The sequence below is a fragment of the Chryseobacterium electrogenes genome (genome assembly GCF_053553015.1).
In genome coordinates, this window is record NZ_JBNPPB010000002.1 from 2,430,015 (window position 1) to 2,452,127 (window position 22,113).

22 protein-coding genes are annotated in these 22,113 nt (G+C 33.6%); 16 read left to right on the top strand and 6 right to left on the bottom strand.

The features are described from left to right. Window positions 1–13: 13 nt before the first annotated feature. Entirely contained in the window at window positions 14–1,417 is a 1,404-nt protein-coding gene (locus tag ACQQ6V_RS11170; RefSeq protein WP_448845602.1) for a T9SS type A sorting domain-containing protein, read from the top strand. 11 nt (window positions 1,418–1,428) lie between these two features. After that, window positions 1,429–2,172, top strand: a complete 744-nt coding sequence (gene fabG, locus ACQQ6V_RS11175; protein ID WP_448845603.1) for a 3-oxoacyl-[acyl-carrier-protein] reductase — start codon at window positions 1,429–1,431, stop codon at window positions 2,170–2,172. Window positions 2,173–2,301: 129 nt separating this feature from the next. Here the strand turns inward: fabG and surE are convergent, their stop codons facing one another. Beyond that, the gene (surE, locus tag ACQQ6V_RS11180; protein WP_448845604.1) at window positions 2,302–3,066 is read right to left on the bottom strand and encodes a 5'/3'-nucleotidase SurE; all 765 of its coding nucleotides are present in this window, start codon (window positions 3,064–3,066) and stop codon (window positions 2,302–2,304) included. Window positions 3,067–3,272: 206 nt separating this feature from the next. On the opposite strand from surE, the gene ACQQ6V_RS11185 reads away from it, so the two are divergent. From ACQQ6V_RS11185 to uvrB, 7 genes are all read left to right on the top strand, one after another. Next, window positions 3,273–5,402, top strand: a complete 2,130-nt coding sequence (locus ACQQ6V_RS11185) for a carboxy terminal-processing peptidase (RefSeq protein ID WP_448845605.1) — start codon at window positions 3,273–3,275, stop codon at window positions 5,400–5,402. Between the two features lie 84 nt (window positions 5,403–5,486). Then, window positions 5,487–6,236, top strand: coding sequence for an SDR family NAD(P)-dependent oxidoreductase (locus tag ACQQ6V_RS11190; RefSeq protein WP_448845606.1), 750 nt, complete (start codon window positions 5,487–5,489; stop codon window positions 6,234–6,236). Beyond that, window positions 6,236–6,682, top strand: a complete 447-nt coding sequence (locus ACQQ6V_RS11195; protein ID WP_448845607.1) for a hypothetical protein — start codon at window positions 6,236–6,238, stop codon at window positions 6,680–6,682. The genes ACQQ6V_RS11190 and ACQQ6V_RS11195 overlap by 1 nt, the downstream gene beginning before the upstream one ends. Before the next feature lie 76 nt (window positions 6,683–6,758). Then, the gene (locus ACQQ6V_RS11200; protein WP_448845608.1) at window positions 6,759–7,388 is read left to right on the top strand and encodes a hypothetical protein; all 630 of its coding nucleotides are present in this window, start codon (window positions 6,759–6,761) and stop codon (window positions 7,386–7,388) included. Between the two features lie 23 nt (window positions 7,389–7,411). Then, window positions 7,412–8,098, top strand: a complete 687-nt coding sequence (gene tsaB / locus ACQQ6V_RS11205) for a tRNA (adenosine(37)-N6)-threonylcarbamoyltransferase complex dimerization subunit type 1 TsaB (protein ID WP_448845609.1) — start codon at window positions 7,412–7,414, stop codon at window positions 8,096–8,098. A gap of 142 nt (window positions 8,099–8,240) precedes the next feature. After that, entirely contained in the window at window positions 8,241–8,684 is a 444-nt protein-coding gene (locus ACQQ6V_RS11210) for a hypothetical protein (protein ID WP_448845610.1), read from the top strand. A 29-nt stretch (window positions 8,685–8,713) separates the two neighbouring features. Beyond that, the gene (gene uvrB, locus ACQQ6V_RS11215) at window positions 8,714–10,705 is read left to right on the top strand and encodes an excinuclease ABC subunit UvrB (RefSeq protein WP_448845611.1); all 1,992 of its coding nucleotides are present in this window, start codon (window positions 8,714–8,716) and stop codon (window positions 10,703–10,705) included. A gap of 57 nt (window positions 10,706–10,762) precedes the next feature. Here the strand turns inward: uvrB and ACQQ6V_RS11220 are convergent, their stop codons facing one another. The 4 genes from ACQQ6V_RS11220 to ACQQ6V_RS11235 form a co-directional block, all read right to left on the bottom strand. Beyond that, window positions 10,763–11,014 (bottom strand): DUF3820 family protein, encoded by a 252-nt coding sequence (locus ACQQ6V_RS11220; RefSeq protein WP_448845612.1) that lies wholly within the window; start codon window positions 11,012–11,014, stop codon window positions 10,763–10,765. Further along, window positions 11,014–12,108: an AI-2E family transporter gene (locus ACQQ6V_RS11225; protein ID WP_448845613.1), complete on the bottom strand. Its 1,095-nt coding sequence runs from the start codon at window positions 12,106–12,108 to the stop codon at window positions 11,014–11,016. Before ACQQ6V_RS11225 ends, ACQQ6V_RS11220 begins: the two co-directional genes overlap by 1 nt. 17 nt (window positions 12,109–12,125) lie before the next feature. Then, window positions 12,126–12,857 carry a beta-carotene 15,15'-monooxygenase gene (locus ACQQ6V_RS11230; protein WP_448845614.1) on the bottom strand — a complete coding sequence of 244 codons (732 nt, stop codon included), beginning with the start codon at window positions 12,855–12,857 and terminating at the stop codon, window positions 12,126–12,128. A 67-nt stretch (window positions 12,858–12,924) separates the two neighbouring features. Further along, window positions 12,925–13,644 (bottom strand): hypothetical protein, encoded by a 720-nt coding sequence (locus tag ACQQ6V_RS11235; RefSeq protein ID WP_448845615.1) that lies wholly within the window; start codon window positions 13,642–13,644, stop codon window positions 12,925–12,927. 52 nt (window positions 13,645–13,696) lie between these two features. Here ACQQ6V_RS11235 and ACQQ6V_RS11240 point away from each other — a divergent pair, with 52 nt between their 5' ends. Continuing rightward, the gene (locus ACQQ6V_RS11240; RefSeq protein ID WP_448845616.1) at window positions 13,697–14,674 is read left to right on the top strand and encodes an aminodeoxychorismate synthase component I; all 978 of its coding nucleotides are present in this window, start codon (window positions 13,697–13,699) and stop codon (window positions 14,672–14,674) included. Beyond that, complete coding sequence (locus ACQQ6V_RS11245) at window positions 14,658–15,284, top strand: aminotransferase class IV (RefSeq protein ID WP_448845617.1); 627 nt, start codon at window positions 14,658–14,660, stop codon at window positions 15,282–15,284. The genes ACQQ6V_RS11240 and ACQQ6V_RS11245 overlap by 17 nt, the downstream gene beginning before the upstream one ends. A 1-nt stretch (window position 15,285) precedes the next feature. Here the strand turns inward: ACQQ6V_RS11245 and menD are convergent, their stop codons facing one another. After that, on the bottom strand, window positions 15,286–16,953 hold the full coding sequence (gene menD, locus ACQQ6V_RS11250; RefSeq protein WP_448845618.1) for a 2-succinyl-5-enolpyruvyl-6-hydroxy-3-cyclohexene-1-carboxylic-acid synthase: 1,668 nt from the start codon (window positions 16,951–16,953) through the stop codon (window positions 15,286–15,288). A gap of 211 nt (window positions 16,954–17,164) precedes the next feature. Here menD and ACQQ6V_RS11255 point away from each other — a divergent pair, with 211 nt between their 5' ends. The 5 genes from ACQQ6V_RS11255 to rseP all read left to right on the top strand — a co-directional run bounded on the left by ACQQ6V_RS11255 (window position 17,165) and on the right by rseP (window position 22,038). Further along, window positions 17,165–18,508: a cytochrome ubiquinol oxidase subunit I gene (locus ACQQ6V_RS11255; protein ID WP_448845619.1), complete on the top strand. Its 1,344-nt coding sequence runs from the start codon at window positions 17,165–17,167 to the stop codon at window positions 18,506–18,508. After that, entirely contained in the window at window positions 18,505–19,521 is a 1,017-nt protein-coding gene (locus tag ACQQ6V_RS11260) for a cytochrome d ubiquinol oxidase subunit II (RefSeq protein ID WP_448845620.1), read from the top strand. Before ACQQ6V_RS11255 ends, ACQQ6V_RS11260 begins: the two co-directional genes overlap by 4 nt. 110 nt (window positions 19,522–19,631) lie before the next feature. Further along, window positions 19,632–20,066: a DUF6646 family protein gene (locus ACQQ6V_RS11265; RefSeq protein ID WP_448845621.1), complete on the top strand. Its 435-nt coding sequence runs from the start codon at window positions 19,632–19,634 to the stop codon at window positions 20,064–20,066. Window positions 20,067–20,084: 18 nt separating this feature from the next. Beyond that, window positions 20,085–20,561 (top strand): hypothetical protein, encoded by a 477-nt coding sequence (locus ACQQ6V_RS11270; RefSeq protein ID WP_448845622.1) that lies wholly within the window; start codon window positions 20,085–20,087, stop codon window positions 20,559–20,561. Window positions 20,562–20,673: 112 nt separating this feature from the next. After that, complete coding sequence (gene rseP, locus ACQQ6V_RS11275; RefSeq protein ID WP_448845623.1) at window positions 20,674–22,038, top strand: RIP metalloprotease RseP; 1,365 nt, start codon at window positions 20,674–20,676, stop codon at window positions 22,036–22,038. The last annotated feature ends 75 nt before the right edge of the window (window positions 22,039–22,113 follow it).

Genomic DNA, 22,113 nt, shown 5'->3' on the forward strand with positions numbered 1-22,113 from the left:
AAAATACGACATGATGAAAAGAATATTTATTATTTTTGTTTCTATACTATCACTATTAGTAAAAAGCCAGAAACTTGATATTGAATTTACACCCAATTTAGCAGCAGATTATATTGAGCCAATACGCATTCTGTCCATCGAGCAACAAGATGATGGTAAAATATTAGTTGGCGGTTATTTTGGCGGAACATATTGCTTGAAACGCCTTAATCTTAACGGCACAACAGACGCTAGCTTTATTGCTCCAATTTATGGAGGTGGAGTTTCTGATATTGCGGTTCAATCAGATGGAAAAATTATAGTTGTTGGTGCATTTTTTATATCAGGATCTTCTCAGAGATTTTTGTGCAGATTAAATACGGATGGATCATTGGACAATACATTTAATATCGGTACAGGAAGTGATGCACCTATTAAGAAAGTCCTTGTACAACCTGATGGCAAGATTCTTATCTGCGGAGGATTTTGGAATTATGACAATAATGTACGTTCTTCGATAGCTCGTTTAAATTCGGATGGTTCTTTAGACGAGGATTTTAATGCCGATGTATTTGTATCTACAAATTCTATTTTTTATGATATAAAATTATTAGATAATAATCAAATTCTGGCAGCAGCAGATATTTTTGGAAGTGAACCTTCGTACGGCGTTGTAAGATTAAACCCAAATGGTACTAAAGATTTCTCTTTTAAAACAGACCTTTTAAATTCTAACATTGGGCCTCGTGTAGAAAGCATTGCTGTTCAAGATGATGGGAAAATATTAATGGCAGGATTGTTTAGATTTACAGATGAAGATTTTAATCAACCCAATAAATATCTTGCTAGGTTATTGCCCAATGGAGAACTTGATTTATCTTTTCATATTTTAGACAGTAATAATGTTAACCATGAGACGGCTGCTTTTTTGAAAAAAGTTATAATAGAACCCGATGGAAATATTCTTATTGCTGGTGAAATCTCTAAAATTGAAGGACGCGCGAGACCTTATCTGGCGAAATTATTAAATAATGGACTATTAGACTTTACTTTTGATACGGGTATAGGTTCAGATAAAGTCATTAATACCATAGGATTACAACATGATGGGAAAATTCTTTTAGGTGGAGAATTTTTGACCTACGATCATAAAGCAAGAAGAGGTATAGCCAGAATTCTGAATGATCATGTTCTTTCAGTTGTGGATGTATCGAAGCAATATAAGATTTTTCCAAATCCAGCATCAGATTTTATTAATATAGAGACTGGAAGAGAAATAGAAAGAATTCAGGTCATTGATATGGAAGGAAGGTTAATCATAGAACATATGATTTCTGATAAAAATTATAAATTAAATATTGAAAATTTACCAAAAGGGGTATATACATTACGAATTATTAATAATACAATCATTAATAAAAAAATTATTAAACAATAGTCAATAAATATATGGGATTACTACAAGGAAAAGTTGCGCTTATAACAGGAGCAACACGAGGAATCGGAAAAGGAATCGCAGAAGTTTTTGCAGCGCAAGGTGCTAAAGTTGCCTTTACTTATGCTGGTTCTGTGGACAAAGCTAAAGCCTTAGAAGAAGAATTATCTAAGATAACAACAGCTAAGTCATACCAATCGGATGCTTCGGATTTTGATGCAGCACAGAAGCTGGTAGACGATGTTATGGCAGAGTTTGGACAGATTGATATCTTGATTAACAATGCCGGAATTACTAAGGATAATCTAATGCTTAGAATGTCAAAAGACGATTGGGATACGATTATTAAAGTTAATTTGGATTCTGTATTTAACTTGACAAAAGCGGTTATCAAGCCAATGATGAAGGCAAAATCAGGTTCTATTATCAATATGAGTTCTGTAGTTGGTGTTAAAGGTAATGCAGGACAAGCTAATTATGCTGCTTCTAAAGCTGGTGTTATTGGATTCTCTAAGTCTATAGCGTTAGAATTAGGTTCTCGTAATATCCGTTGCAATGTTGTAGCACCAGGTTTTATCGAAACTGAAATGACTGCTGTTTTGGACGAAAAAACTGTACAAGGATGGAGAGAAGGTATCCCATTAAAACGCGGTGGACAGCCAGAAGATGTGGCTAATGCTTGTGTATTCTTAGGAAGCGAGTTGTCTTCTTATATCACAGGACAAGTTCTTAATGTAGATGGCGGAATGCTAACTTAGATTTAACATTTATTTTAAAAATACAAAAAAGGCAAGTCTTATGATTTGCCTTTTTCTATTTGTTGTAAATATGTTTTGTAAGAAAGAATATTAAAATATCTCACACTTTAGTAATAGCTATTATAATGATTAGCTTAATACTTTATAAAGATTCTCAATATACTCATAAGCTGTTAAGTCAAATTTTACAGGAACAACACTAATATAACCTTGTGATAATGCAGTTTCATCAGCATCTTCAGAATCATCCATATTATTAAAATAGCCGCTTAACCAATAATATTTTTTACCATGAGGATTCACTCGTTCATCAAAAGATTCTTCCCATTTGGCATTGGCTTGCTTACAAACTTTAATACCTTTTATCTCTTCCTTGTTAAGTTTTGGGATGTTGACATTAAGAACAATTCCTTTTGGCATTGGGTTTTCTAGAGTTTTTAGAACAATGCTTTTGATATAATCTCTGGCTTGCTCAAAATCAGCCTCCCAACTAAAATCTGATAAAGAAAATCCAATAGCTTGTAGACCTTCTACACCAGCTTCTACAGCGGCGCTCATTGTCCCAGAGTAGATAACATTAATAGAAGAATTAGAGCCATGATTAATGCCAGAAACAACAATATTGGGCTTACGAGTTAATACTTTATCTAACGCAATTTTTACACAATCTACAGGTGTCCCACTACAAGAAAAATCTTTCTGAGGACCATCAAGATGTAATTCTTCAAAACTTAATGTCTGGTTTATGGTAATGGCATGACCTTTTCCGCTTTGTGGCGAGTCTGGAGCAACCACTACAACATCACCTATTTTGTTCATTATTTCTATTAATTTTCTAATGCCAGGCGCCGTAATTCCGTCATCATTAGTTACCAGTATCAAAGGTCTTTCCATATATTTTTTTGATTTTAAGATTGAATTAAATAATAAAAAAGTTAATAACTCAAAATAATTAACAAAAATAGCCAATTAATAGTAGGAAAGTTCAAAATAGGTATTAAATTTGATTTTTGTTGTCAAAAAATTATAGCAAATTTTTTAAAAGAAATTGTAACAAAATAAAAATAACTATTACCAATCTTTTATATTTTAAAATAAGCATGTTCAAAAATTTTAAATTGAATAAAATCCTAATGTTTGCGCCACTTATGACGCTTATGTTTTGTTTTAACTCCCCCAAAAATGACGATGAAAAGATGCAAACCATTATGGTAAGTGTTAAGAATACATTGTCTTATCTTCATTATAGCCCTAAGCCTATTAATGATGCTTATTCCTTAGATGTTTACAACAAGTATTTTGAGTCGATTGATAATTCCAAAAGATTCTTTCTTCAATCTGATATGGATGAATTTAGTAAACATAAAACTAAGTTAGATGATTATCTTAATAATGGTGATCTGGTTTTTTACAAATTAACCATAGATAGGCTGTACCAAAGAATGGACGAAGTTGATAAGATTACGCAAGATATCTTGAGTAAACCTGTTAACTTGGATGAGGATGATGAGTTGATTTTGGAAACCAAATTGAGAAAAAATCCTACTAATCAAAAAGAATTGGCTACAGAATGGAGAAGAAATATAAAGTATAATATTCTTCAGGAGTTAGAAACGATTAATAATAAAGAAGAAGCACAAAAGAAAAGAAAAGATTCTCTTGTTGCTAATAAATTAAAAGATACGGTTAATATCAAAATTCTTACTGCAGATCAAAAGTTGGATAAAGCGCAGTCTGAGGTCAAAGATCTTATGAGCGATATGTTCCGTCGTTTTAAGAAGAGAAAGAAAAGTGATATGTTTAGCATTTATATGAATGCCTACACAGAAGTATTTGACCCGCATACAACTTATTTTTCACCAAAAGATAAAGAAGATTTTGATACTCAATTTGCAGGGAAAATTATTGGTATTGGTGCTTTGATACAAGAAAGAAAAGGTAATCTTTTCTTAGGCGCTTTAACAATTGGTGCACCCGCATGGAAGTCTAAGCAATTAGCAGAAGGTGATAAGATTCTTAAAGTGAGATCGAAACCCAAAGAAGATCCTGTAAGCCTTGTTGGTATGCTGTCTGACGAAGCAGTAAGACTAATCCGTGGAGAAAAAGGGACGCCGGTTACCTTAACGGTTGAGAAAAAAGATGGTAGCATTATAGATGTTACAATGATTAGAGAAGAAGTTGCGATAGAAGATACATTTGCAAGAAGTTTAATCATCAACTCTCAGAATGGTAAAAAATATGGTTACGTATATCTACCTGGTTTTTATGCAGATTTCGATGATGTGAAAGGTGGTAGAAGAGCTTCTGAAGATGTTAAAAAAGAACTCATTAAGCTTAAAGCGCAAAATGTAGAAGGCATTATTTTCGATGTTAGAAATAATGGGGGAGGATCTCTAACAGAAGTTCAGGACATTATGGGACTTTTTGTTAACCAAGGGCCTGTAGTACAAGTTAAAGATGGTAACGGTAAGATTAATGTTCTTAGTAACAAGTCTAATGCACCCGTTTGGACAGGACCTTTGGTGGTTATGCAAAACGAATTATCTGCCTCAGCGTCTGAGATTATGACGGGAGCAATGCAAGATTATGGTAGAGCTGCAATTGTTGGATCTCCACAATCGTTTGGTAAAGGTACGGTACAGACTTTTGTATCGCTTAACCGTTTCCTTAATACTAATGATGACTTTGGTGATTTAAAATTAACCATTCAGAAATATTATAGAATTACAGGAGAATCTGTACAAAGAAAAGGCGTAGAATCTGATGTCAAAATGCAAGATCTTTACACTTTTGCAGAGATTGGAGAACGATATGACCAATTTGCTTTGCCTTGGGATAAGATTGCTGCAGCCAAATTTACTAGATTTAATAACTTTAATGTTGAGGAAATCCAAAAAGTTATAGATTCTAAAGTCAGCAATAATGACAATTATAGAAAGCTGATAGAATCTGCAAAATGGAGAGAAAAATTATCTAAAGAAGAAAAGATAACGCTTAATCAAGCCAAGTTTTCAGCATTGATGAAAGAACGTAAAGCACAAATCGAAAAATTCAAAGGCATTGATAAATATAACAATGGATTGAAATTCACGCTTCATCCAGACGAAGTTGCCAGAGAAAAGAAAGACGAAGTTTTTGCTAAAAAATCTGAAAACTGGGTAAAGAACCTGAAAAGAGATTTCTATCTAGAAGAAACTCTTAATGCTTTAAATCAAATTAAAGCGAAATAATAAAGAAAAAGACTGCGTGATTGCAGTCTTTTTTTGTTCTAAAATATTTTAACAACGTAATTTTACAACCGTAATAATAATCCAATGAAAAATATTCTCATTACTGGCGCAACCTCCGGCATAGGAAAAGCTACCGCATATCTTTTGGCTTCACAAGGACATTCTTTAATTCTTTGTGGCAGAAATCAAGAAGTTTTAGCACAGTTAAAATCAGAATTATCTACACAGACTAAGGTGCATACTTTGCAATTTGATGTGAGAAATATCAACGAAGTAGAAGAGGCTTTTAGATCACTTCCTCAGGAGTTTCAAGCGATTGATGTTTTGATTAATAATGCGGGTAATGCGCACGGTTTAGCCTCTTTAGAAGAGGGTGATATTAACGATTGGGATGCTATGTTGGATGGCAATGTCAAAGGACTTTTATATGTGTCAAAACAAGTTATTCCAACCATGAAAAGTGCTAATTCTGGTCAGATTATTAATATAAGTTCTGTCGCAGCAAGACAAACTTATGCCAATGGCGTGGTCTACTGCGCTTCCAAAAAAGCCGTTGATACTATTTCTGAAGGGATGAGAATTGAGCTTACAGAATTTGGGATTAGAGTGACTAATATCCAACCAGGCGCTGTAGAAACTGATTTTTCTAAAGTAAGATTCAAAGGGGATACAGATCGCGCTGCTACAGTCTATGCAGGTTACGAGCCGCTTTTAGCCGAAGACATTGCAGACGCTATTGCCTATTGTATTAATGTACCAGAAAGAGTTTCTATTGCCGAGTTTACTATTTATCCCAAAGCGCAAGCAGAGCCAAGAACAATTTATAGAAAGTAATGATTAATAGGTTCTTATTAACGTTTAGTTTAATTTTTTGTTTAGGTATTTTTTTAGCTAAATCTCAATCTTTAGACGTTAAAGTTGATTCTAATCTTAAAGCGCAATTATCCAAGTTGGATCAATTGATGCAATATAATGATCCTAATATTGTAGAGATTTTGGATTCAGAAGTTTCGTTTGGTCATTCTAATGGATGGATTCAGAATTTTAATGATTTTAAAAAAGATATAATCGATAAAAAGGTTAACTATCAATCTATTAAGCAAACTGAAATTAAGGAATACAAGAAGTATAAAAACTTAGCTTCGGTACGTAGATTGGTTCATGTCAAAGGATTATATAAGACTTTTGATTTTGAAATGAATCTTTCTCTATTAGAAATTTGGATTAAGAAAAAAGGCATCTGGAAATTGTGGAGCCGCCAAAGCATCGAATTAAAATAGACAATCTAGCAACCAAAATCTTTTTTTTGTTATATTTTTGCTTGAGCATTTAGTATTCAATAAAAATCCATTGTTAATGATCATCTCAAAAGAATTAAAAGAAGCGATTAGCCATCTTTCGTCTATAGAAAAGGATAGACTGATTTTTCGTTTGTTGAAGAAAGATGCGATTTTAACTGAGCGATTGGCCTTTGAGCTGCTCGGAGAAAAAACCGTTGACGAGAGAAGAGACGACGTACAAAAGGTTCTAGAAGGGCATCTTTTTGTATCCAACAAGAACTTTTATTCGGCGGGTTATCTTCATCTAGATATACGGACAATGAGCGGCATTATTAGCCATCATGTTGCGGTGACAAAGGACAAATTCGGTGAGGCTTGGCTTAATTTATGGATGCTTAATGAGATTTTAGAACTTAATAAAAAGAATCTTTTATATCAAAGAAATAAGAATGATGATAAGTTTTTTGTCGGCGTTATTTCGAGAACGTTTAAGATATTGCTAATTATCAATAAGTTACACGAGGATTTTCAGTATGAATTCTCTGATGGATTAGAAACATTAGGAAATCTTATTGCAGACAATCCTTATATGATGAAAACAGCTATTAATAATGGATTGGATGTTAATTGGCTCCTGAGAAACGAAATTCCGTCCAATATTATAGACATTCATAAAGAGATAAGACAAAACGGATTCTTGCGTTAATCGGTCAAAATTTAAAATTTAAAATGAAAATATTACATATAGAAACCTCTTCTAAAAACTGTTCGGTAGCCATTTCTGATCAAGAAAAGTTACTGTGTCTTTGCGAAGAAGTTTCAGAAAATTATAAACAGTCAGAAAGCCTGCACAGCTTTGTAGAATGGGCTTTGGAAGGAGCAGAAATAGAGTTAAAAGACTTAGACGCTATTTCTCTTGGGAAAGGTCCAGGTTCTTACACAGGATTGAGAATTGCGGCAGCGTCTGCCAAAGGTTTTTGTTTTGGATTAAATATTCCTTTGATAGCAATTAATTCTTTAGAAACGATGGTAGAACCTTTTGTTAATCAAGGTTTTGATTATATTATTCCATTGATTGATGCCCGCAGAATGGAAGTTTACACCGCTAAATATGATGGTAAATCAGGAGAAGAAATTCAATCGACAGAAGCGATGGTTTTGGACGAGAATTCTTTTCAAGAACTGAAGGATGCCAAAGTCTTGTTTGTGGGAGATGGTTGCACCAAGGCACAAGAGATTATACAACTTAATGACGCGACATATAGAGCTGATATTTATCCATCTGCAAAGCATTTAGTCAATAAAGCTTTGGCTAAATGTAATCATAAAGAATTTGAAGATATTGCTTATTTCGAACCATTTTATCTCAAAGATTTTCATGGTGTAAAGAGAGCCGATCGTATTAAGAAAGCCTGATATTTTCAGGCTTTTTGCTTGTCGGGAATTCGTTGTTTATATTTAAGAGTCACGAGAAAATAGCAATGTGATTAATCCAATAAATCTTGTGTTTTGGTTGATTTTCATATCTTTATTTTCTGAAGGTTAAATAATATTAAGTATGAATGATATATTTAAACAATTTCTAAAGCTTGCTTTTTTGACGAGTTTTAGCCTTATAATTTTCTCTTGTAATAGCTTTAGTCCATTGAGTAAAGACAATAATAAGAGTGATGAAGACGGATTTTTGATCACGAATAAGAAAGCGGGATTGCAAGCGACTTTTTTTGGAGATTTTGTATTCGCGAATAATATGAAAGATTTTAGAAAGTTAAATCCCAATTCAAAACCTCTGTTTAAGAATATAGTTCTTTATGCTAAAACTAATGTCAAACCTTTTTACGACGTTTATATCGTCAAAGGAAAAGTAATTGCACCAAATAACTTTATCGTAAAAGAAGAAACTTTTAAACATGAAGCCTATAGTTTTATTATTTCTAAAGGTGCACCTCAGTATGATTTAGATTATTTAAAGAAGAATTTTAAAGATTTATTTGATGAATAAATTAGTGAAATCTTTCGTAATTTTGAAGTATGAATTTTAAACTTCAATCGGACTATCAACCAACCGGAGATCAACCGCAAGCTATAGAAAAACTGGTTAACGGCATTGATAACGGCGAAAAATATCAAACGCTTCTTGGGGTTACCGGCTCTGGGAAAACCTTTACGATTGCTAATGTCGTTAATGATATCCAGCGACCAACCATTGTCTTGGCACATAACAAGACTTTGGCTGCGCAGTTATTTATGGAGTTTAAGGAATTTTTCCCTGAGAATGCAGTAGAATATTTTGTAAGTTATTACGACTATTACCAGCCAGAAGCTTTTATCGCATCGACCAACACTTATATAGAAAAAGATCTAAGCATTAATGAAGAGGTAGAAAAGTTGAGACTTTCTGCGATTGCGAGTTTGTTGTCTGGTAGGCGAGATGTACTTATTGTTGCGTCGGTGTCTTGTATTTATGGTGTTGGTAATCCAACCGAATTTCACAAGTCATTAATTGTCATTAAGAAAAACGAAAAATTATCCAGAACTAAGTTACTTCATTCTTTAGTTAATGCGTTATATTCTAGAGCGCTTAATGATTTCCAAAGAGGGACATTCCGTGTTAAAGGTGATGTTATCGATATTTATCCCGCTTATGCCGATAATGCGATAAGAATTCAGTTTTTTGGCGACGAAATTGAAAATATTCAAAGTTTTGATCCTGTTTCAGGCAATGTAGAGGCGCAGTTTGACGATATTAATATTTATCCAGCCAATTTATTTGTGACCTCGCCAGACACAATGCAAGGCGCTATTAGAGAGATTCAGGATGATATGGTGAAGCAAGTGGATTTCTTCAACATGATAGAAAAACCATTAGAAGCGAAGCGTATCCAAGAGCGGACAGAGCTGGATTTAGAAATGATTAAGGAATTGGGTTATTGTTCTGGGATTGAAAATTATTCTCGTTATATGGACGGTAGATTGCCCGGATCTAGACCTTTCTGTTTGCTGGATTATTTCCCGAAAGATTTCTTAATGGTGATTGATGAAAGTCACGTGACTATTCCGCAAGTCCATGCCATGTATGGCGGGGATAGAAGCAGAAAAGAAGCTTTGGTGGAGTATGGTTTTAGATTGCCTGCAGCTATGGATAACAGACCACTAAAGTTCCCAGAATTTGAGTTGATGCAGAATCAAGTGATCTACGTTTCTGCAACGCCAGCGGATTATGAATTAGAAAAAACTGGTGGAGAATATATTGAGCAGATTATCCGTCCAACAGGACTTTTGGATCCAATCATTGAAGTCAGACCAACGCTTAATCAGATTGATGATTTAATTGAAGAAATCCATAAAAGAGCGGAGTTAGACGAGCGTGTTTTGGTGACGACTTTAACCAAGAAAATGGCGGAAGAATTAACCAAATATTTCATTAATTTCGGGATTAGAACCCGTTATATACACAGTGATGTTGAGACTTTGGAAAGAATCCAAATCATGCAAGATCTTAGGTTAGGTTTATTTGATGTTTTAATTGGTGTTAACTTGTTAAGAGAAGGTTTGGACTTGCCAGAAGTATCTTTGGTGGCGATTCTTGATGCTGATAAAGAAGGCATGTTAAGAAGCCGTAGATCGATGATCCAGACGGTTGGTCGTGCGGCGAGAAATCTTAATGGAAAAGCGATTTTGTACGCCGATAAAATGACGAAATCTATGCAAGCAACAATTGACGAAACTGCTTACAGAAGAGAAAAGCAAATAAGATATAACGAGATTAATGGCAAAGTGCCAATGGCGCTTAATAAGAAAATCAGCGAAAATCTTGTTGGCAGAAGTAAGGATTTTCCGGATCAAAAATACACGCAGAAATCCATTTTGCAGGAAGTTGCGGAAGTTAAATCTAACTATGGAACAGAAGAGATCCAAAAACTAATTGATCAAAAACAAAAAGAAATGGAAGAGGCTGCGAGAAAACTTGACTTTATTGCTGCGGCAAAACTTCGGGATGAGATTGTAGCACTCAAGGCTTAATAATATAACTTACGGTATTTTTAAAATATTAAAGAAGAATAAAAAAGTCTGGAATTTCTATAATTTCCAGACTTTTTTCTTTATAATTTCGGGCTTTGGAGCAGCGCGCAATGGTAATAAAAGATGGTCTAAACCATTTAACTTAATTTCATAAACAGTTGCTAATTGTGAGCCTAATTTGTTTTGAGGAAATCCTTTTCTGTTAAACCACTCTAGGTAAGAAATAGGCATGTCGATAAGAAATTGATCTTTATGTTTGCCAAAGGGCATTTTTGCCTTGCAAAGTTCTTGTAGTATTTCGGGAGTCATTAGATGCTTAGATCTATTTTTTGTTCTAATTCGTTGTTATCAGAGATGATAATCTCTTTGGAATTATGATTATCATCATCATTAAATTCGTCTCTGTAGACTTGTATTAATAGAAGTGTTACAGAAACTAATATCGGTCCAAATATCAAGCCTAAAAAGCCAAAAATATTCATCCCAGCAATAATTCCAAATACGGTATTAAGAGGGTGGATATCTTCTAGTTTTTTGAGAAGTGTAAATCTTAATAAATTATCTGTAAAGCCTACAATAATAAGACAATATGCTGCTAAAGCTAATCCTGGACCGGTATGTCCTTCTGCAATCATAAAAATACAGACAGGTACCCAGACAATTGCTGCACCTACTATCGGGATCATGGAGGTGATAAATGTTAATGCGAATAATAATATCGGAGCGGGTGCACCAAAGATAAAATAACCAATAAGTCCTACCAAGCCCTGACCAAGTGCTACAACAGGAATCCCGATAGCATTGGCAATAACCATTTTTCTTATTTTTTCGCCTAATAGATTGATATTAGCTCTTTTAAGAGGAGCTGCGTTGCTTATAATTTTTTCGAATTTTCTTGGATTAACCAACATAAAGTACAAAATAAAATACATAGACATGATAACTGTTAATGTATTAAATGTTGTATTGAGTAGAGTCGTAGATAACTTTCCTGCAGTGGCTTTTAGTGCATCAAGGTTGTCATTACTTAAGATGTCAAAATTAAGTTCAGAATAAATATAGGCACGGATTTTATCTAAAAATGAATTAAACTTGCCCATATAAGCTTGAGCATTGCCTAATTTTTCTATCAATAGATCTACAATCCAATAGACCGGAAGAATCAAGATTAATATTGTAGCAATGATAATAATAAAAGCTACCAGATTAGCATTCCATTTTTTGGTTTCTAGAAGATAAAAAAGATATTTTCTAGAAATAATATATAAAGTTAAAGCACCTAATAACGAAGGAATAAACAAGGCAAGATTATAACAAATTAATCCTGCTAATATCAAAATTATCAGAATTAGCGCAATCTGTTTTATAATATTTCCACTGATTTGTTTTTCGTTATTAGGCATTTTAATTATAGTTTTAATTAACCTTTATAAGTAATTTGTTTTGGTAAACCTGCAAAAGCGATGTAAGCAGAGTAGGCCGCCGTTAGATAGAATGGTACTGTTGCAATAAGGCCGATACCACATAATACAATCCCTGCAATGCCTATTAAAAATGCTAAGAGCGCAACGCCTATAAAAGTCCCGTAGTTTTCTTTAGCAATATTGAAAGATTTAGATAATGCTTCTGTAGCAGATGCGTTTTCAAATAAAATAACTGGATAACCTATTAAAAATAAAGGTAAAATTAGTAATCCAGGAAGAACACAAAGTGCAAATCCAATTGTTATAATGATGTTACTAATTAGTCCATAAATTAAAATATTAACGAAGTTATTCTTGTACGCATAAAATAAATCTGAAAAAGAAATAGCCTGATTAGTATTTGCTTTATGAGAAATATAAACTAATCCTACAAATAAAGGCGATAATAGAAGTCCTAACAATCCAGATAGACCATAATAAGTTTTAATCCCAGGAATAGCAAGATAATCAAGACGAGCGCCTGGATTAGATTGCATTTCTTCTAGCATACCTTGGGTATTAAAACCACTAACAGATTGTATTACAAAAGAAGCTATCATATATAAAACCATTGCAGCTATGGCATAAAGCACCACACCTTTATAGGTATCAAAAGCGTGAGAAATAATATCGCCTGTACTACGGGCAGGCACCTTGCCTTGTTGATCAAATTCATTAAAATTGTCCATAATTTTTTGTTTAGAGTTTCTCAAACTTACAATTTTTTTTCTTTTTTATTGAAATGTTAATGAAAATTTATTTAATTTCATTAAAAAGTTGTTGGTATAAGGCATATATCATTGCATTCCAAAAAGGAAATGTCAATACGATTCCTATACCAAACATCAATATTCCGCTGTAAGAAAATAGAATGCTTACAATGGTGCAAAGTAGAATGGTGCTGAAATTCTTTCTTAATGCTGCAAAGTTAAGCTGGAGTGCCGGGAAAATCCCTTGGTTGGCAAACAGCATTAATGGACTAACAAAAAAGCTCAAAAGAATCCATATAAAATTTAATGGGAATAATGAAAAAGCTATAAGGTAGATACTTGATGCAAACAACCCATAGCCGGCAAATTTTAAGAAATTAAAACCCAAATAACCCGTAAAAAGATCATTAATGCTTACTTCTTCTTGAAGATCTATTTTTCTATATATCTGTAAAAGTCCAATATTTAAAGGGAAAACTAATGCTTTGATTAAGACAAAAGCCATCGTAAATAACTTAAACTCTTCAGTTCTTCCCAATTCTTCTAATTTCTTCTGATAAGCTGGGAAATCTGTTGTTAGAAGAGGTGCAAAAGAATTAACCTTTTCATATAATCCTAAATAGTTATAGACAAAAACTAAAAAAATTATCATCACAGAAAAATAAAAAATAGTGAAAAGCAATTGATATCTAAGCGTCGCACTCCAATAGGCAAAAGCACTTTTAAAAAGTTGGGAAAGATCAAGTTTATTCGGGGATTTAGTCATATTTCAGTTATATTTGAGCTACAAAAATACGTATCAATAAGGACTTTATCCTATGTTTAAGATAAACACTGCACAATTTGACAAAATGGATCAGCTTTCTCAGCAGAAAATTCCGTTTTTTTTTACCATAGATTTCTTGATGGAAAATATAGAAATATGGAGCAAAGAACAACTGAGTAATGATAGTTTGTTGGTTGATTTTCCGATGTTTAAAAAATTAAATAAATCTTACACAATATCAGAAAATATCCATTGGCAATCTTATCCAGAAAGTCTAGAATCTTATCAAAAGGGATTTGATTTTGTTCAAAAAAATATTAATTACGGTAACTCTTATTTGGTTAATTACACGAGAAGTACAGCTCTAGAAACCAATCTAAGTTTAGAAGAAATTTTTTATAGATCTAAAGCTAAGTATAAAATGTTGGCTCGAGATCAGTTCGTTTTTTTTTCTCCAGAAACTTTCGTGGAAATAATTGATAATAAAATTGTTACGCATCCCATGAAAGGCACGATTGATGCTAGTATAGAAAATGCGGAAAAGAAACTGTTAGATTCTCCCAAAGAGAAAGCAGAGCATTATACGGTTGTAGATTTATTAAGAAATGACCTTAGCATGGTTGCAGATGAGGTTAGAGTAGATCAATTTAGAAGAATTGATTTTATTAAAACCAAACAAAAAGATCTGCTGGCAATGAGTTCTGAGATTTCTGGCACGCTGAAGCCGGGATTTCAAAATAAAGTAGGAAGTATCATGAAAATGTTGCTACCTGCAGGGTCTATTCTTGGAGCGCCTAAGCAGAAAACTTTGGATATTATTCTGGCAGCAGAAGAGTATGATCGTGGCTTTTACACAGGTATTGCGGGCTATTATGATGGGGAAAACTTAGATAGTTGCGTGATGATCCGTTTTATCGAAAATATTAATGGTAAACTATTCTATAAAAGTGGTGGCGGCATAACACATCAAAGCCTTCTAGATGACGAATACGAAGAAATGAAAAATAAAATTTATGCTCCAATTTATTGAAAGTATCAAGGTAGAAGACCAAAAGGTTTTTCTCCTTAATAGGCATCAGCAGAGAATGACAGAGACTTTTCTACATTTTGGTAAAGTGTGTGAGATTAATTTGCAAGAACTTTTTAAGGAATTGCAACATGATGAGAATGGACTTTACAAATGGCGAATTGTCTATGATCTTAATAATGTCTATAAAGCTCAAATGTTACCTTATGCTATATCAAAATTAGATGATTTTGAGTTGGTTACTAATGATGACTTAGATTATAGCTTTAAGTATCTTGATAGAAAAATGTTAGATAGTATCAAGTCAAAATCTAATGCTAGTGAGATTATTATCGTTAAAAATAATTCGATTACGGATACATCTTTCAGTAATATTCTTTTTCTTAAAAATAAACAATGGTACACACCAAGTTCTTACCTGTTAAATGGTGTACAAAGACAACAACTTCTTGAGTCTAAGAAGATTAAAACAGCTGATATTACCTTAGATAATATTAAAGAATATTCTCATTTTCAGTTGATTAACGCGATGAATAATTTTGACGATATGTTTATTTATCCAATAGAAAAAATCATTAATTTGCCAAAACCAGAAGTTTCAGAACATTTTTAATTTATTGTTTTAAAAATTCAAAATAAGACTTTAAAATATCAGCATTATTGCTTTCTTGGGTAAAGACTTCTAAGATTTTCGGTTTATCTTCCGGTTTAAAGAAATTATCCAATACTCTAGATAATGATATTTCATCCGTTACTTTAGAATAGTTAAAACCAAAACTTTTCGCGATTAACTCTGCATTTCTATGATGCTTGGTAGCGATTAGCTCATCAATAGCATTGGTACCGCTTGGTCCAGGGATAATCCGGAAAATATTACCTTCGCCATTATTGAAGATGATAATTCTTGTATATGGTGGGATATATTGATTCCAAAGACCATTAATATCATAGAAAAAACTTAGTTCTCCCGTGATTAATAGGGTAGGTTGATCTTGCATCATTGCAAATCCCATTGCGGTAGATGTACAACCATCTATACCACTTGTGCCACGATTACAATAGCAGTTATAACGATTGAAATTGAATAATTGTGCATATCTTATCGCAGAGCTATTAGAAAAATGAACGTTATAACCTTCTGGTATTGCATCTGATAACTGTCGGAATAAACCAAAATCTGAGTAATCTGCCAATGGAAGATAAGCCTCATGTTTTACATCTATTTTATCTCTCAAGACATCCCAAAGATTATAGAATGGAGAAGGTTCTAGATTAATGAATTTTAATAATTTAGGAAAGAATAATTCTGGCTTTGTTTCAATTTTTTGAGTGAGACTATGATAAGTATCTGGTTGCCAGTACTCATCGATATGCCAATGTGCTTTTGGTTTTGCTTGTCTTAAGAATTGTTTTACTCTTTTTGAGACTACATTTTGTCCAATAGTGATGAGTAGATCTGGCGCGTAAGTTTTATAATCTTCCTCTGTAAAACCTGTTATATAACGATCTATATGTTGAAAAAATTTGTCATGATTAAGGTTAGAATTTACTTCTGTTAATACCACAACGCTATGATTTTTAACCAACTGATTAAGCTGTGCTTGTAGCTCTGGATTAGGATCTAGCGTCCCGGTAAGGATCATAATTCTTTTAGAAGTATTCCATTCTGCACTTAATGATGATGTAAGTTCATAATTTTTAATCTCGATAGTCTTTTCTATACTTGGGAAAACGGGTAACTCAGATATTAATTGATATAATGGTTCTGCTAAAGGAATATTGATATGGACAGGTCCACTTTTTTCGATGCAAAGTTCTACAGCTTTTTTAACAATATCTAGATTATAATCGTAAGAGCCATCTTTGTCATCTTCCATCATTTCGAAATCACCGTAAGAATGTTGATGGTAAAGATCTTTCTGTCTAATCGTTTGACCATCAAATAAGTCAACATAATCTACAGGTCTATCTGCCGTTAAAATCAGCAAAGGAATATTTTGATAAAAAGACTCCACAATCGCAGGATAGTAATTGGTTGCCGCAGATCCACTTGTACATGTTATTGCTACAGGCTGTTTTAACGATTTTGCCATTCCCATTCCCACAAAAGCTGCCGCACGCTCATCTACAATGCTATAACATTGAAAATCATCTAGTTCAGAAAAATGTATTGCCAAAGGCGCATTACGAGATCCTGGAGATACCACGATTTTATTAATGCCATATTGTTGTAAGACATGACCTAAAATCTGAATGCTTCGTTTAGATGAGTATTGTTTCATTCTTTGGGAAATTTATTAAATGTGGTAAAATACCACTCTAACTTGCAAAGCTAATCAAAAAGAATTGTTTGCTAAAGCCTTATATCTAGGATTGAAAATAAAGGAGTAAAATTACAGCAAATAAAAAAAATGTTAAGCCTTTTTTTGGTGATATATCTCTTATCATTTATGTTAAAGAAATAGCTAACTTTACTTTGACAAAATTTGGATTATGGATGATTTTATTGCTGCAAGGTCTCAGATGGCCCTGTCGCTTGGTTTCCACATTATATTTTCTTGTGTGGGGATGGTAATGCCTTTTCTTATGGCATTTTCTCATTATAAATACTTAAAAACCAATAATGAAGTCTATAAAGGACTCACCAAAGCTTGGAGCAAAGGTGTTGCCATATTGTTTGCGACAGGTGCAGTGTCTGGGACAATGTTGTCTTTTGAGTTAGGATTATTGTGGCCAAAATTTATGGAGCATGCAGGTCCTATTTTTGGGATGCCTTTTTCATTAGAAGGGACAGCTTTTTTTATAGAAGCTATTGCGTTAGGTTTTTTCTTGTACGGATGGGATAAGTTTAATAAATGGTTTCATTGGTTTTGTGGATTATTGGTTGGTATCAGCGGATTAGCATCAGGGATATTAGTTGTAGCGGCTAATGCTTGGATGAACAGTCCTAGCGGTTTCGATTTTGTAAATGGAGAATATATCAATATAGACCCTGTAAAAGCGATGCTTAATGAAGCTTGGTTTCCGCAAGCTTTTCATATGACGGTAGCAGCTTTTTGTGCCACGGGATTTGCTGTGGCTGGGGTGCATGCTTATTTAATTTTGAAGAAAAAGAATATAGAATTTCATACCAAAGCTTTTAGGATTGCAGCTATTTTTGCCATTATTGCAGCGTTTCTTGCTCCAATTAGTGGAGATGTTGCAGCAAAATCTGTGGCAAAACGACAACCGATAAAGTTAGCTGCTATGGAAGCGCATTTCGAAACCGAAAAAGGTGCTAGTTTTGTTGTAGGTGGCGTACCAGATGTAGAAAATGAACAAATAAAATATGCCATAAAAATCCCGAAAGTATTGAGTTTTTTGGTTGATTCTGATTTTAACTCTGAGGTAAAAGGTCTTAAAGATTTCCCGAGAGATCTTTGGCCACCAGTAGCGATTGTACATTATGCGTTTCAGATTATGATTTTCTTTGGCATGGTGATGATGGGGATTGGTGCTCTTTATCTTATTGCTTTATATTTTAAGAAAGATTGGCTGCAGAAAAGCTGGTTATTGAAGTTGTTTGTTATCGCAACGCCTTTTGGTTATATTGCCCTAGAAGCGGGCTGGACGGTGACAGAAGTTGGGCGACAACCTTGGATTATTTATGGCGTGATGAAAACTATTGATGCTGTTACGCCTATGCCAGGAATACAATATTCATTTTACTTTTTCAGTTTGGTTTTTATGTCTTTGGCATTGATTTTAGCATTGTTGTTAAGTCGTCAGATAAAAATGGTGCCCAAACTTTATGATCCTACAGATCCTCAATATAATCCTAAAAAGAAGAAATCATGATTTATGTAGTTATTATTTTTTTGTGGGTTTCTATTTGTCTTTATCTCATTTTGGGTGGTGCAGATTTTGGAGCGGGAATTGTAGAATTATTTAGCCATAGAAAGCATCGTGAGAAGACCAACAAGATTATGTACGAGTCTATTGCGCCGATCTGGGAGGCTAATCATATGTGGCTGATTATTGCGATTGTGATTTTGTTTGTGGGATTTCCGACCATATATACGACAGCTTCCGTGTATCTTCATATTCCTTTGGTGTTGATGTTAATTGGTATTATTGCGAGAGGTACAGCATTTACCTTTAGGCATTATGACGTTGTTGAGGATGATTGGCAAAAGGTTTACACACATATTTTTTATTATTCAAGTTTACTAACGCCTTTTTTTCTAGGAATCATTGGCGCCTCAACAGTATCGGGAAGTATTAATCCTGATGCTAATAATTTTTTAGACCTTTATATTTTTAGTTGGTTTAATTGGTTTGGGGTATCGGTGGGATTATTTACAGTTTCAATTTGTTCTTATCTGGCTTCAATTTATTCTTTAAACGAAGTTTCAGAAGCTTCGGATGTTAGATTAATGCAAGACACGACTTATAAAACAATGTGGACGGTTGTTATCACAGGAGCTTTGGTTTTTGTGACATCATATTTTTCTGGAATTCCTTTGTTAGAATGGATTTTTTCTAAACCATTGGGCATTGCCGCCATAAGTTTGTCTACGATAAGTTTGTACTTTACAATTCTTGGGATTAAGAATAAAAGGTTTAAAATTATTAGAGTTTTTGCGGCTTTCCAGATTATTATGATTTTGGTTGCGGCAACGTATCAACATAATCCTAATGTAATTGTGTTGGGTAATGGGAGTCATTTATCTCTCTTTGATGCTGCAGCGGCTCCTAAAGCCATAGCTAGTTTAGCTTGGGCATTAATGTTAGGGAGTTTATTTATTTTGCCATTTTTGTTTTATTTGATGTTTTCTTTTAGTAATAAAAAAGAGAAAAATAAGTTATAAGTCTTAATATTAAGATACTTTTTAAGCAAATTTTTATCGATGAGCCTGTTAATATTTGCTTATTGTGTAAGTTGGTATTAATTTTGAATGCTTTTTAATTAACAATCAATATGAAGAGATTATTTTTAACAGCTATGTGCTGTATGTTGGGAAGTTTTGTATATTCTCAAGCTTGGAGAGGCGTTGGAGACCAAAAGGTACAAGCTGGACTTAATTTCTACGGAAATGAAGGTCTAGGACTTAAAGGAAGTTATGATTATGGTATTGCAGATGCGATTTCTATAGGTGCTGGCTTGGGATTATATTTTGGTAAGAATGATGCAAAGTCAGATTTCTCTATCCATGGACGTTTTAACTATCACTTGCAAGAACTATTAAGTTTGGACTCTAAGTTAGATATCTATCCAGGAGTTACCTTAGGTGTTTTGGGTGATTCTTTCGATTTTGGAGCCCATGTCGGTGTAAGATATTTCTTCACAGACAAAATTGGAGGTTTTGTAGAAGTTGGTAATAGAGGCGGATTAGGCGTTGTTATTAATTTGTAAACAATAAAATTAAGAAATATGAAAAATATTTTAAAATCTTTGTCAGTTCTAGGAATATTGGCTTTTAGTGGGCAATATGTACAAGCACAATCTTATAAAGATGCCGTAGGTTTATCTATAGATTTAGGAGACGGAACAAGCTTATTTGGACCTCAGTATAAACACTCTTTTGATGGAAGAAATGCTGGTAACGTACAAGTCTTATTCGGAGATCATATTACGACAGTTGGTGCAGATTATACTTATAACGAAAAGATTGCTGGTGCCAAAGGACTTGGTTGGTATATAGGAGTAGGACCACAGGTTTCATTTGTAAAATTTGGTAACCACAGTGATTCTTTTTTTGCCATAAGACCACAAGCTGGTTTAGAATATAAAATTCCAACAGCTCCTATCGCGATGAGCTTTGATTGGAAACCTTGGTGGAATTTATCCAATGATTCTAACTTTGAAGCAGGAAGATTTACCTTAGGGTTTAAATATACTTTGAAATAATCATTATAAACATAATAAAAAGGTCTTATCTCTCGGTAAGACCTTTTTTATTTGACATAGTCTTATGCTAAATCATTATCTTTGCTTAATCTAAAATTTTTAAAACATTTTAATGGAATTAACACTTAAAATATTTCAGTTCATTCTTAGTATTTCGATATTAGTAATTTTACATGAGTTAGGGCACTTCTTGCCTGCCAAATGGTTTAAAACAAAAGTTGAAAAATTCTATCTATTTTTCGATCCTTGGTTTTCTATTGCTAAAAAGAAAATCGGAGAGACCGAATATGGTATCGGATGGTTGCCTTTCGGTGGTTATGTGAAAATTGCTGGTATGGTAGACGAAAGTATGGATACAGAACAGCTTAAGAAACCAGCTGAGCCGTGGGAATTTCGCGCAAAACCAGCTTGGCAACGTCTTATCATCATGATGGGCGGTGTTACGGTTAACTTTTTCTTAGCATGGTTAATATATTCTTGTTTATCTTTCTTTAATGGAGAAACATACCACGATAATTCTAAGTTCGAAAACGGAATATCTGTTTCTGACGAAGCCCGCAAAATGGGATTAGAAACAGGAGATAAAATCCTAAAAATTGATGGTAAACCAGCAGAACGTCTAGAGACAGCCACAATTAATATGTTATTCGCTAACAACGTTACTGTATTAAGAGATGGTAAAGAAGTGACAGTTCCTATTAATGAAGATGGCGTAGCAGACGTTCTTAAAGCTAATGAAGCGAGACTGTATTTTAGCAATAGATATCCTTCTGTGGTTGACAGCATTGCTCCTAATATGGCAGCTCAGAAAGCAGGTCTAGAAAGAGGAGATAAAATTGTTGGGATTAATGGGACTAAAACTTTATTCCAAGATCAAGTTATCTCAGCGCTTAAAAGTAATGCTGGTAAGCAAGTTGATATTGAAGTCATCAGAAATGAGAAACCTGTTGTTCTAAACGCCACCATTGGCGCAGACGGAAAGTTAGGTTTTGCATCTAATATGGAAGTTGCGCAAAAAGAATTAGAAAAAACTAAAGTTGTAAAAAGTTATACATTCTTAGAGTCTATCCCAAGAGGATTCACGAGAACTATCGATGTATTGGTGATGCAAGTAAAACAGTTTAAGATTATATTCAATAGCAAGACTCAAGGTTATAAGAAAGTATCAGGGCCAATTGGCATTGTTAACTCTATGCACGTTGACAAAGCGGCAGATGGAGGGCTTTCTATCAATTGGGAGTTTTTCTGGGGCTTTACAGCAATGTTTTCTGTTTGGTTAGCGTTCCTTAACTTAATTCCAATTCCTGGATTAGACGGCGGTCACGTAGTATTTACTCTATGGGAAATGATTACAGGAAAGCCTGTTCCGCAGAAAGTATTAGAAAACGCACAGATGATTGGTGTAATTTTCTTATTAGGATTAATGGTATTAATCTTTGGAAATGACATTGTTAAAGCTATTAGTAGTAGATTTTAATAAAAAATATAAAAAAGTTCTTCAAAAATTTGGTGTATATTAATTATACTTATTATATTTGCACCACTTAAAAAT